The organism is Polynucleobacter sp. IMCC 30228 (assembly GCF_021395205.1).
Taxonomy (GTDB): Bacteria; Pseudomonadota; Gammaproteobacteria; order Burkholderiales; family Burkholderiaceae; genus Polynucleobacter.
Genome location: NZ_JAJVCS010000002.1, coordinates 381,563 through 393,034, shown reverse-complemented (window position 1 = coordinate 393,034; position 11,472 = coordinate 381,563). Strand labels below are relative to the sequence as shown.

The window sequence follows — 11,472 nt, the reverse complement described above, 5'->3', positions numbered from 1 at the left end:
CAAATCCATACCAATTAGAATAGTAAATTCCGGCTTGGTTCTTTTGCCAACCATAGTCAATTCTGGCTGAGGTTTGTCCATCAACCAATTCCTTACTGGTTTGATTTGAAATCGTCGGGTTTAATGTTAAATTGACCTGATGATTGCGATACCCTTGATTGCCGTAATCAACATCGATAAGCCGTGCTGTTTTTCGCAAAATATCGCGCACATCTCGCCAACCCAAATTTGGATTAGCGCTTAACATTAATGCTACAACTCCGGTAACAGTGGGTGTTGCAGATGAAGTGCCATTCATTTGATCAAAATCACAATTTGGGTTTTTTTCTTTATTGATGGGCGAGCCACCAATCAGGAATTGAGCAGTACGAAGAGCAGGCAACCCATTCTCGCTATAGCCTCGCTCACAGCCCATTAAATCCGTAGAATAAATCTGTGGCCCCTGCTTATTTGTCGCGCTACCTGCCTCGCCGTAATTACCAATTGACACATCCTCCCCACCAAGCCCCGTGATCCACATCACCGAGCCTGCCGAGGAGTAGCTTGATTTATAGCCCATGGCATTGGCCGCTGCAGTGACAATGACTGGCAGCTCAAGGGTTTCAGTATCAGAAGATGGATTTGCACAACTGACAAGGCGATAGAAAGAGTTGCCGTATTGAAATTGTGGGCAATCGTAGATTGTGGTCGAGTTTGGTTTTTCATCTTCGAAACCATTTGCGGCACCTTTAACCATGACTGCACCTTTACCACCTCGCAAATTCGGCAAGCTCTGAAGCGCTTGATTCTCTTGATAGCTAGAGGGCGTAATTGTGAAGGCAGAAGAAGAATAAGATGCATTAAATACATCGGTATCTTTTGACCAACCTGCACCGCCATAAGCTTCAAGCGTATTATTAATAGAATCAAATCCAACAAATTTCGCCCCTCCCAGCGTAGCTCTAGGGGCGATTCCCATGACGCCAATCCCATTTTGGGCGGCTGCAATCATCCCGGCAACATTAGTGCCATGGGCATCAGCTGGATTTGAAGGCGTTGAATCAGAAGTGCCGGTTTCAAAATTCCATGTCATTGCCGGATTGATATTGGCTTTCAGATCAATATGATTGATCTCCATTCCATCATCTAAGACCATGACATTGATGCCTTGCCCTTTAATGCCTAGCTTATGTACTGCCTCAACATTTAAATCTGTAAAACCATCGGCAACAAGGGGAAATCCAGCAAAGAAACTTTGCGCAGCATTTAAGGCCCATTGATAGGTATATAGGGGTTCTGTAGCGCCTGTTTGACAGGCATAGGGACCAGATTCAGAACAGGATGAAGTGCTAGTGTTATCTCCGCAAGATACGAGCTGTGTTCCCAGCGTAACAATAACGAGATAAAATAAAATGGTCTTTTTCAAGCCAACCCCCTCTAGGCTTTATCTTGCTAGTAAAGGCTAATACCCATTGAATTAGCTCTAGACTTCCTTTTTTAATAATGCCATAAATTGAATTTCCATGAGTTTTACTGGTGGAAATCCCCGGCCTACTGAAAAGTTGTAAAAACGCTGATTTGCCAGAACCTAGGTAGCGCAATTGGTGCGTTACACTAATCTATAATTTCCTTTAATTTAATAACCAAATATAGGTTGTGGACATGAAAAAATTTGTTCTGATTTCCGCTTTAGCCTTGTTATTAGCGCCACTTCTATGCAATTCAGCTTTTGCGCAGAAAAAGTATGCAGAAGAAATGAGGGCTGCATCGGTAGTGCAAGCCGAGTGGTACGAAAGAAGTCTGCCCTTGTTAAGCAAAAAAATTCCCGCCCATCCAAAACAAACAACTTTGGCGCAATTCGCAGATCCATCTAAGGCAGATAAAGCAGAAAAAAATGAACTGCATATATTAGTTGAAAAACGTAAAGAATATTTATCTTTGCAAACTGAAATTGCTATAAATCATGTCCGTACCCCAGGCTTAGGATATGCCTACGCTGAAGAATTAAAACAATACACTTCTAAATTAAATTTCTTATCTGAAGAATTATATTCAGGCAAAATTACCTTTGGTGAATATAACAAGAAACGAATTGAGCTAGCCAATGAAAGTTCAGCCAAGATGACTGAAGCATTTCGCATCTATCACGCTCAAGCCCATAATTTAAAATCTTAACTAGCCATATAAAGGCAAATCAATCTCATGCGTAAATTTATTCTAGCCATTTTCTTGGTAGTGCCCCTGCTGGGATGTGCAACTAATCTGGCAAAAGATGGTGGCATGCACGATGACTACGAGAACGATATCTCTAATTCTGGCAGTAGCTTTATCGGCCAATAATCATTTTTATGACCGGTATTCTGGCGCCATTACACTTGATTAAATTTGTTTCATGCAGTCACCTTTCGCCCACCACATTAACCTCTAATGATTAAACTCAGGAAAAATAATGAGCTTACAACCCACCAAACCTTATAAAGACATCTTATTCGAGGTTAAAGATCAAGTAGCCTGGATTACGATCAATCGGCCTCGAGTACTCAATGCATTTCGCGAGCAAACCTTAGATGAGATGATTGATGCCGTCAAGCTAACCCGTGAAGATGCATCGATTGCTTGTATTGTCTTTAGCGGCGCTGGCGATAAAGCCTTCTCAGCTGGCGGAGACTTTTATGCTATGAAGCGTCTTACCTTCACTAATGCCTCGATGTGGAATGATCGCATGCTTGGTTTAGCGATGGCTATTCGAGGCGCGCCAATTCCTGCAATTGCAATGGTCAACGGTTGGTGTGTTGGTGGTGGCCATGAGCTGGCCCTCTGGTGTGACTTAGTCATTGGCTCTGAAAAATCGATGTTTGGCCAAACTGGCGCTAAAGTGGGTGCCTGCCCTACTGTTGGAGCCACACAATATCTGCCACGTATAGTGGGCGAACGCATTGCCCGCGAAATGATTTTTCTTGCTAAGCGTTTTGATGCGAAAGAAGCTGAACGTATTGGTCTCATTAATAAATGTGTTCCAGAGTCTGAGTTATTACAAGAAACCCTCGCTTGGTGTGAAACGATTAAAAGTAATAGTGCACAAACTATTCGCATGACTAAAAAGAGTTTAAATTTTGAATCCGATCAGCTTTATGCTTCATGGCAACATGGTATGGAGCTTCTCGCCTACGTATGGGGCTCAGAGGAAAGCTTAGAAGGTATGAATGCCTTTTTAGAAGGTCGTAAACCTGATTTCCAAAAATTTCGCATGAAAAATAAAGCTGCGCTTGAAGAATATTTAGATGGCTTTCACAAAAATCTGAATGCTCCACCAGATATGCGCGATTAATTAACCTAATCATGAGTGTTCAAGGCGGTGCAGATTTGTCCACTACCAACTCAGGTGCTTTAGCTGAATTCAAAGTACTGGATCTTAGTCGGGTGCTAGCAGGCCCGTGGTGCGGCCAATTGCTGGGCGACTTAGGCGCTGAAGTTGTCAAAATAGAGTCCATTACCACTGGCGATGACACCCGAGCCTGGGGACCACCCTTTTTGGCCGGAGAGTCAGCCTATTTTTTAGGGTGTAATCGTAATAAGCGTGGCATGGCAATTGATTTTTCCCAAACTAGTGGAAAAGAATTGTTAGCTGCCTTAATTCCAAAATTTGATGTACTACTAGATAACTTTAAACTTGGCACCCTTGAAAAATGGGGCTTTGATAATGCATGGTTTGAAAAAAATGCGCCACGTGTAGTGCGTTGTTCAATTACAGGATACGGCAGTGATGGTCCCCAAGCCGATTTACCTGGCTACGACTTTATCTTGCAAGCTGAATCAGGTTTAATGAGTATTACTGGGGGAACTGAAGGCGAGCCTACTAAGTATGGGGTTGCCATTGTCGATTTAGCAACTGGCATGATGGCGGCCAATGCAATTCAAGCGGCCTTACTTGCCCGCTATCGAACAGGTTTAGGGCAAGCAGTTGAAGTTTCGCTATTCGACACAGCTATTGCATTGCTAGCCAATGTTGGTAATAGCCATCTCGCAACAGGTAATGAATCTGGGCGCTATGGCAATGGCCACCCTACTATTGTCCCCTATACAAGTTATAAGTGTTCTGATGGCATGATTGCGCTTGCCGTGGGTAACGATAGCCAATTTATGAAACTCGCGGAACTACTAAAGCACCCAGAATGGGCGCAAGATGAGCGTTTTTGTACTAATGCAGCAAGAGTTAATCACCGCGCCTACGTTAATGAGTTAATTGCTAAAGCAGTAATCCATTTTTCTAGTAAAAATTTAATTCACTTACTGCGCCAAAATGGTATTCCTGTCGGCCAAGTCAATACTGTTAAGCAGGCGCTTGAAGGCGAGCAAACAAAATCAAAAAAAATGGTGCGCACCATAAAACATTCTAAGATAGGTGAATTTCAAACGCTAGGAATTCCTTTAAAAATGGATGCCACCCCTAGCTCAATTCGCCGCGCCCCTCCATTACTAGGACAGCATACTGTTGAGTTATTAAAGGAATATCTAGATTTAAGTAATAATGCTATACAAGAATTAAAAAATAAAAAAGTTATCGTATGACATCTAGGAGAGCACAATGGTGAATGTAGGTCGTCTTGCTGGCAAACAAATTCTAGTGGGTCTTGCTTTATTTGCTTGTGTTGCTGCGCCAATTTGGGCGCAAGGTAATGACAATTACCCGAGTAGACCTATTAAATTAATTATTACTTGGCCCGTGGGGGGGTTTGCCGATACACTTGGTCGAACCATTGCCACACAATTAGGTCAAATATTAGGGCAACAAGTCGTAGTAGAAAATCGCGGCGGTGCAAATGGCATGATTGGCGCAGATCTCGTTGCCAAATCTGCCCCTGATGGGTACACCCTAATGTTTCAATCCATCACTTCACACGCAATTAATCCAACCATGTACGGTAAAACGCCCTATTCAACAGAAAAGGATATCGTACCGCTTGCCGTAGTAGCTGCTGTTCCACTGCTTTTGGTTGCTAACCCGAGCTTCCCAGCAAAAAATATCAATGAGTTAATTGCCTTGGCAAAAAAAGAACCTGATCGTCTTTCGTATGCCAGCTTTGGAAATGGCAGCGCAAGTCATTTAGCTGGCGCTCTATTTACCTCTCAAGCAGGTATCAAAATGGTTCACGTGCCTTATAAAGGTGGGGGCCCTGCCATCACCGATACCTTGGGCGGGCAAATACCGCTGAGTTTTTCAGCCTTTGGGCTAGCATTACCTCATGTTAAAGCAGGTAAGTTAATGGCACTGGGAATTACCAGTAATACCCGCTCAAAACTTTTGCCTGAAACTCCAACTATTGAAGAGGCTGGTAATTTAAAGGGCTATGAAATGTCGATCATCTATGCCGTATGGGCGCCAGCAGGCGTGCCAAACTCAATTATGAATAAACTTGATAAAGCACTTGAAAGCGTTATTGGGTCAAATGCTTTTAAAGAAAAAGTAGCTAGCGATGGGGGTGAAGTAATGAACCTTGTAAGCCCGACAGAGAGCCAAGTATTTTTTCAAAAAGAAATGTTGCGCTTAGCAAAAATTGTTAAAGAAGGTAATATCAAGGCAGACTAATATGAATAAATCAAAACTCTATAAATACTTTGTTACGGCTTTAATTCTCAGCCAATCGATCGGGCTAACGATAGCTCAACCAAACCCAGCAAGTACTTACCCAAATAAACCGATCCGTATTATTAACCCCCTCGCACCAGGTGGAGCGGTAGATGCCATTGCGCGAATGCTGGCCCCATCCCTACAAGAAATACTTGGGCAGCCTATTGTGATTGAAAATAAATCAGGTGCTGGGGGCACAATTGGCAGCAATTTTGTTGCTAAATCACCAGCGGATGGCTACACCATTCTGATGGTATACGACACTTTTGCGGTTAACCCTCACATTTATAAAAATCTTCCATTTGATTCTTTTAAAGATTTAACTCCAGTAATGGAAATAGTTTCAATTCCTTTGCTCTTGGTAGCCGGAAATAAATTACCTGCTAATAATTTAAAGGAATTAAGCGCGCTAGCAAAAAGCAGGCCAAATGGCATCAATTTTTCAAGTGGTGGCGCTGGTAGCTCGGGACACCTAGCTGCAGAGTTACTCAAAAATAATTTGGGAATTAACATGACCCATGTACCCTACAAAGGTGGAGGTCCTGCCTTAACCGCTACTATATCGGGAGAAACCGATATAACTATATTAGGGGCAGTCATCACCATCCCCCAAATTAAAGGTGGCAATCTCAAGGGCTTGGCTATTTTAGGCAATAAACGTACCCCCGCTTTGCCCCAACTTCTAACTGCTAGCGAGCAAGGTTTAACTAATTTTGATGTGAGCTCCTGGATTGGCATTTTGGTCCCCGCTGGAACGCCACCTGCCATCATCGAAAAAATTTATAGCGCATTTGCTCAAGCCTTAAAAAATCCTGCCGTGCAAGCGCGTATGGCTGAACAAGGAAACGAAATTATTGCCAGCACACCGGCACAATTCGCAAGCTTTCTTGCTCAAGAATCTGCAAAATGGGCTAAAGTAATTAAAGATAACAATATTCAAGTAGAGTAATAGAAGTCATACCGCCTGATGAAAATAAGCCATATCAAACTTTATCCTCTGGCTATTCCCTTAATAGAACCTATTAAGATGTCGGGCGAAACAATTACGCATGCCAATACCTTATTAGTTTATTTAAAAACCAACACTGGCAAAGAGGCTTGGGGAGAAACGTCGGCGGCCCCCTTAATGACTGGCGAGACTTTGGGTGGCTTGTTGCAAAATGCTAAATATCTTGGTGAACATCTAAAGGGTTTAGATATCCCCGAGCTTAATTCAATTTCAATAGCGCTTGGTAAAATCTTATATGGCAATACTTCTGTTAAGTCTTGCTTCGAAATGGCCTTAATTGATCTTATCGCCCAAGAGCAAGAAACTAGTGTTTGGCAAATACTACGCACTCTAGCTAAAAATAAAACCCAAACTCAGCCAAGTCCGCTGCCCTTATTACGGATGCTAGGAGGTTCTTTAGATAAAGAAATTGCTGAAGCTGCTAGATATCGCGCTCAAGGATATCGGCATTGGAAAATTAAAGTTGGCATTCTGCCGCTTACTGAAGACCTTGAAAGAGTATCAATTTTGTGCAACTTGCTAGATGGAGATACGATTTCGGCTGACGCAAATGGGGCATTTAAATTACAAGATGCAATCACTTTTTGTAGTGCTGAGCAAACTCGCAAACTATCTTTTGTCGAGCAAGCAATATCAACCCAATCTTCCCTTAATGACTTTTCTGTGCTTAAATCAAAATCGCTATTGCCAATTGCTTTAGATGAATCGATTCATGGAGTTAGTGAAATAGTATTTTTTGATCAAGCTAATGCTTTAGACGGTGCTAGCCTGAAACTAATAAAAACAGGAGGCCTATTATCTGGGCTAGAGGCTGCCTATGAATTAAAGCGACGAAACCTTAAGCTTAATCTTGCCTGTAAGGTTGCAGAAACTTCGCTTTCTGCAGCTGCTACTGCTTCTTTAGGATTTGCAATTGACTCGATTCCTTGGGGTTTTAGTATGTCTAATCAGTATCTTGAATTTGATATCTGTCCAAAGCCCTTGCATGCTGAAAATGGTTACTTAAATATCGAGCAATTAAATCCTATTGGTATTGGTGTAGTGCCAGAAATAAATTTAATTACACAGGCTCACTCAAAAGAGTATTCCCCCGTATTGTGTTAAACATTAAACTATCCCCCTAAATTAATATGCCCTTAAATCCTGAAACCCATAATAAATTACTCAAGGTAAGTACTGCTACTTTATGCACCGCCTTGTTTAAAAAAGGGTTGCGTAACCAGTTTATTCAAGATGTGCACCCCCTTAATCCCCACCAAGCCAATATGGTGGGTGAAGCCTATACCCTGCGCTATATTCCGGCGCGCGAAGATTTGAATACCATTGATGTTTTTAAGAGCCCGCTGCACCCCCAACGACTTGCAATTGAAGATTGCCCTGCAGGCTCGGTACTCGTCATTGATAGTCGTAAAAATGCTCGCGCTGCATCTGCTGGCTCTATCCTCATTTCTCGCCTAATGAAGCGTGGGGTTGCGGGCATTGTGAGCGATGGCGGCTTTCGCGATTCGCCTGAAATTGCGCAATTAGCAATTCCAGCTTATCACCAACGCCCTAGTGCACCAACCAATCTCACCATACATTGTGCAATCGATCTTAATGTACCTATTGGTTGTGGCGATGTTGCTGTCTATCCGGGCGACATCGTGGTTGGCGATGGCGAGGGCGTTGTCATTATTCCTGCGCATTTAGCTGATGAGATTGCTAATGAAGCAGTTGAAATGACCGCCTTTGAAGATTTTGTCAGCGAAAAAGTGCTAGCAGGACAAAGCATCGTTGGCCTTTACCCGCCAACCGATGCAGCCAATATCATTGCTTTTCAACAATGGCGTATCGCTCACCAGCGGTAAATAATTAAAAGCGGGATAAGTATTATTCGGGCTTAATGCCAGCCTGCTTTATTACTGCAGTCCAACGTTGAATTTCGCTCTTAATAAACTCCGTATAAGGCTTTGAACCCTGTGGTGGAATTACAAACCCCTGTGACTCCATGCGCTGTTTTATTTCTGGAGTGCTCATCACCTGATTCATCCCAGTCTCTAACTTATCAATAATCACTTTCGGAGTACCTTTTGGTGCACTCAAACCTGACCACGAAATAGCTTCAAAGGTCGGAAAGCCAGATTCAGCAATGGTTGGCACATTTGGATAAAGCGGATTGCGTTTCTCACTTGTTACTGCTAAAGGACGTAATTTACCAGCCTGTATATGCGGATAAGCTACATCTTGATTAATAAACATCATTGGAATCTCACCACTTAAAATCGCCGTCATCATCGGACCGCCACCACGATAGGGAATGCCAACTAATCCTAATGGTAAACATTTTTCATTTTTCTTAGGCGCACTGCAAGCGGTAACGGTTTGCTTAAATAATTCCATAGCCACATGCCCAGAGGCTGCATAGGTATAGCCATAATCGAGCTTACCGGGGTTTGCGCGTGCATAATCAACCAACTCTTTTAAGGTTTTAAAAGGTGAATTTGGGTTGACCACTAATATATTAGGGCCGATATGAATTTGCGAGATGTGAATAAAATCAGTAATTGAGTTGTACTTTACATTTGGATCAAGACCATGCGCTACCGCATTTTGGCCAACTCCCGTAAGGATTAAAGTATAGCCATCAGGCTGCACTTCAGTTGCTCGCTTAGTGCCAACAACCCCTCCACCGCCACCAATATTTTCTACGATAAAAGTTTGTTTAAAGTATTTGGTTAAGCCATCTGCGACCATCCGCCCCATCACATCGCTAGTGCCACCTGCTGGAAATGGCACAATAATTTTAACTGGACGAGTTGGATAATCGGCCTGCGCAAACGCACTGCAAGATATTAACGCAAGTAAGGCAACAAAAAGCTGGCTGAACCAGTTATTAATTTTCATATTTTTCCTGATATTAGAAACAAGATTGCTTTATGCAAAGTATTTATTTTTTAGGCGCGATTGATTCTCATAAATCGAGCCCTGATTGACAGCAGGCGGCAAAGGCATGATAACTGGCGCAGGTACAATTCTGGGAACAATAGAGGCTTTGCCAGTAAGTAACCAACTGTTGAACTCGGCAAGTGAATTATAGTTTTTTAATAAGGGCCAAGCATCACCTGCTGCAAATTCAAATAACAGTAAACGCCGCGGGCTAGGAGAGGTATTCGCGGCCGAACCATGTATTGCACGCGCATGGTGAAAGGATATCGATCCTGCCGGTCCAATACATGGCTGAGCAGCTGCAAAATTAATTCCGTCAGCAGTTGGATCCATAGCGCCACAAAAGTAGCCATCAACGTCATGATGACTATAAGTTGGGCCTTGGTGACTTTTAGGGATGATCATTAGTGGGCCATTTTCCATTTTGCAATCATCTAACATGATGCCAACCGCTAAAACGTCATCATTAGTGTGCGGATAAAAAGCCCAATCTTGATGCCATTCAACAGCCTCACCCCCGCCAGGCTCTTTTAAATTCAGTTTGGCGTTACGTATACGTACGCTCTCTCCCAGTAATTGTTGCAACATCGCTAATAAATTAGGGTCGGTCATTACCTGCTGAAAAATGGGGTCTACCTGGTGTGGTTGCTTAATACGACGTACCGAGGGCTTTACTGCAGAATGATTTGGGCCTAAATCATAGATTGAGTTGTGGTCCTGAACCGTTCGCGAAGACTCAACTATTCTCGAGACCGCATCACGCATTTGCTGCACAATAGTCGGCTTAAAAACGCTGGGAATTACCACATAGCCATCTACTTGGTATTGTTTCACCTGCTCGGCATTAAGCATAATTATCCCCAAAACTTTGAATAATTATTATTGTAAACGTATCGCCAATGCCTTTCTCACAATAATTCCCAAGAATGATTAATTAATCTGCTTTTATATTAGCCTTCTCAATTACCTTGCCCCATCGTTCAGTCTCAGTTTTCATGCGCAACTTGAATTCATCGATTGAACCCCCGACAACATCTGCGCCTAATTTACTCATGCGCTCACGAAAATCGGCAGTTTTAATAATTTTATTGGCTTCAATATTGAGCTTATCAAGAATGGGTGCAGGTGTTCCAGCTGGGGCTAATAAGGCAAACCAACCCTGAGAATCAAAGCCCTTTAAACCCGACTCATCTAAAGTAGGAATATCAGGCGCTGAAGGCGTACGTTTTAGGGTAGTGACTGCCAACGCCCGAATTTGTCCGCCGTTCATTAAAGGTAATGCTGCAGGTAGGTTATCAAACATCATGCCAATTTGGCCGCCCACTAAGTCTTGTAATGCAGGAGCGCTGCCCTTATATGGAATATGAGCAATATCAGTGCCGGTTAATATTTGGAAAAGCTCCAATGCAAGGTGGGGGGTTCCACCAATACTTGATGAACCGCTACTTAATTTTCCTGGATTTGCCTTGGCGTATGCAATTAACTCTTGTACATTTTTTACTGGCAGTTTATTCGACACAATTAATACATTGGGCACTGATGCAATAACAACAATTGGTGCCAAATCACGCTGCGGAATAAATGACACATTTTTAAAGATTTGATGATTAATGGTAAGGGTTTGAGCAGAGCCGACAACCAAGGTATAGCCATCAGGTGCTGCCCGGGCAACTTCACCGACCCCAATATTACCGCTTGCTCCAGCTTTATTTTCGACAATAAAAGTTTGCCCATAGACTGCTTGCAACTTTTCTGCAAGAACTCTACCAATAATATCGGTTGCGCCACCAGGCGGAAATGGCACAATTATTTTCACTGGCTTGGTTGGATAGTTTTGCGCAGGTGCCGCAATTGGCACAAGAAAAATTATGGCACCACTTAAAAAAATTCTTAAAAAATTTTTCATACTTCCTTCCTAAAATATTTAATT

12 protein-coding genes are annotated in these 11,472 nt (G+C 42.7%); 8 read left to right on the top strand and 4 right to left on the bottom strand.

Going from position 1 to position 11,472, the window contains the following annotated elements; translation table 11 throughout:
• Window positions 1–1,405, bottom strand: a 1,405-nt coding sequence (locus LZT21_RS05765) for a S8 family serine peptidase (protein ID WP_233989789.1), incomplete at its 3' end; no start/stop codon positions are given.
• A 236-nt stretch (window positions 1,406–1,641) separates the two neighbouring features.
• On the opposite strand from LZT21_RS05765, the gene LZT21_RS05760 reads away from it, so the two are divergent.
• The 8 genes from LZT21_RS05760 to LZT21_RS05725 all read left to right on the top strand — a co-directional run bounded on the left by LZT21_RS05760 (window position 1,642) and on the right by LZT21_RS05725 (window position 8,464).
• Window positions 1,642–2,154 (top strand): hypothetical protein, encoded by a 513-nt coding sequence (locus LZT21_RS05760; RefSeq protein ID WP_233924076.1) that lies wholly within the window; start codon window positions 1,642–1,644, stop codon window positions 2,152–2,154.
• A gap of 27 nt (window positions 2,155–2,181) precedes the next feature.
• Complete coding sequence (locus tag LZT21_RS05755) at window positions 2,182–2,319, top strand: hypothetical protein (RefSeq protein WP_233924075.1); 138 nt, start codon at window positions 2,182–2,184, stop codon at window positions 2,317–2,319.
• A 109-nt stretch (window positions 2,320–2,428) separates the two neighbouring features.
• Window positions 2,429–3,307, top strand: a complete 879-nt coding sequence (locus tag LZT21_RS05750; RefSeq protein WP_233989787.1) for an enoyl-CoA hydratase-related protein — start codon at window positions 2,429–2,431, stop codon at window positions 3,305–3,307.
• An 11-nt stretch (window positions 3,308–3,318) separates the two neighbouring features.
• On the top strand, window positions 3,319–4,548 hold the full coding sequence (locus LZT21_RS05745) for a CaiB/BaiF CoA-transferase family protein (protein ID WP_233989785.1): 1,230 nt from the start codon (window positions 3,319–3,321) through the stop codon (window positions 4,546–4,548).
• 16 nt (window positions 4,549–4,564) lie between these two features.
• Window positions 4,565–5,566, top strand: a complete 1,002-nt coding sequence (locus tag LZT21_RS05740) for a tripartite tricarboxylate transporter substrate binding protein (RefSeq protein ID WP_233924072.1) — start codon at window positions 4,565–4,567, stop codon at window positions 5,564–5,566.
• A gap of 1 nt (window position 5,567) precedes the next feature.
• Window positions 5,568–6,557 (top strand): tripartite tricarboxylate transporter substrate binding protein, encoded by a 990-nt coding sequence (locus tag LZT21_RS05735; protein WP_233989784.1) that lies wholly within the window; start codon window positions 5,568–5,570, stop codon window positions 6,555–6,557.
• An 18-nt stretch (window positions 6,558–6,575) separates the two neighbouring features.
• Window positions 6,576–7,721 carry a mandelate racemase/muconate lactonizing enzyme family protein gene (locus tag LZT21_RS05730; RefSeq protein WP_233989782.1) on the top strand — a complete coding sequence of 382 codons (1,146 nt, stop codon included), beginning with the start codon at window positions 6,576–6,578 and terminating at the stop codon, window positions 7,719–7,721.
• 26 nt (window positions 7,722–7,747) lie between these two features.
• Entirely contained in the window at window positions 7,748–8,464 is a 717-nt protein-coding gene (locus LZT21_RS05725; RefSeq protein ID WP_233989780.1) for a ribonuclease activity regulator RraA, read from the top strand.
• A 22-nt stretch (window positions 8,465–8,486) separates the two neighbouring features.
• On the opposite strand, the gene LZT21_RS05720 is transcribed toward LZT21_RS05725, so the two are convergent.
• The 3 genes from LZT21_RS05720 to LZT21_RS05710 all read right to left on the bottom strand — a co-directional run bounded on the left by LZT21_RS05720 (window position 8,487) and on the right by LZT21_RS05710 (window position 11,448).
• Window positions 8,487–9,500, bottom strand: coding sequence for a tripartite tricarboxylate transporter substrate binding protein (locus LZT21_RS05720; RefSeq protein WP_233924068.1), 1,014 nt, complete (start codon window positions 9,498–9,500; stop codon window positions 8,487–8,489).
• A gap of 30 nt (window positions 9,501–9,530) precedes the next feature.
• Window positions 9,531–10,394, bottom strand: a complete 864-nt coding sequence (locus LZT21_RS05715) for a phytanoyl-CoA dioxygenase family protein (RefSeq protein WP_233989778.1) — start codon at window positions 10,392–10,394, stop codon at window positions 9,531–9,533.
• Between the two features lie 82 nt (window positions 10,395–10,476).
• Window positions 10,477–11,448: a tripartite tricarboxylate transporter substrate binding protein gene (locus tag LZT21_RS05710; RefSeq protein ID WP_233924066.1), complete on the bottom strand. Its 972-nt coding sequence runs from the start codon at window positions 11,446–11,448 to the stop codon at window positions 10,477–10,479.
• Window positions 11,449–11,472: the final 24 nt, after the last annotated feature.

Coding starts and splice junctions, on each gene's coding strand:
- LZT21_RS05760 (WP_233924076.1), top strand. CDS start 1,642: ATGAAAAAATTTGTTCTGATTTCCGCTTTAGCCTTGTTATTAGCGCCA.
- LZT21_RS05755 (WP_233924075.1), top strand. CDS start 2,182: ATGCGTAAATTTATTCTAGCCATTTTCTTGGTAGTGCCCCTGCTGGGA.
- LZT21_RS05750 (WP_233989787.1), top strand. CDS start 2,429: ATGAGCTTACAACCCACCAAACCTTATAAAGACATCTTATTCGAGGTT.
- LZT21_RS05745 (WP_233989785.1), top strand. CDS start 3,319: ATGAGTGTTCAAGGCGGTGCAGATTTGTCCACTACCAACTCAGGTGCT.
- LZT21_RS05740 (WP_233924072.1), top strand. CDS start 4,565: ATGGTGAATGTAGGTCGTCTTGCTGGCAAACAAATTCTAGTGGGTCTT.
- LZT21_RS05735 (WP_233989784.1), top strand. CDS start 5,568: ATGAATAAATCAAAACTCTATAAATACTTTGTTACGGCTTTAATTCTC.
- LZT21_RS05730 (WP_233989782.1), top strand. CDS start 6,576: ATGAAAATAAGCCATATCAAACTTTATCCTCTGGCTATTCCCTTAATA.
- LZT21_RS05725 (WP_233989780.1), top strand. CDS start 7,748: ATGCCCTTAAATCCTGAAACCCATAATAAATTACTCAAGGTAAGTACT.
- LZT21_RS05720 (WP_233924068.1), bottom strand. CDS start 9,500: ATGAAAATTAATAACTGGTTCAGCCAGCTTTTTGTTGCCTTACTTGCG.
- LZT21_RS05715 (WP_233989778.1), bottom strand. CDS start 10,394: ATGCTTAATGCCGAGCAGGTGAAACAATACCAAGTAGATGGCTATGTG.
- LZT21_RS05710 (WP_233924066.1), bottom strand. CDS start 11,448: ATGAAAAATTTTTTAAGAATTTTTTTAAGTGGTGCCATAATTTTTCTT.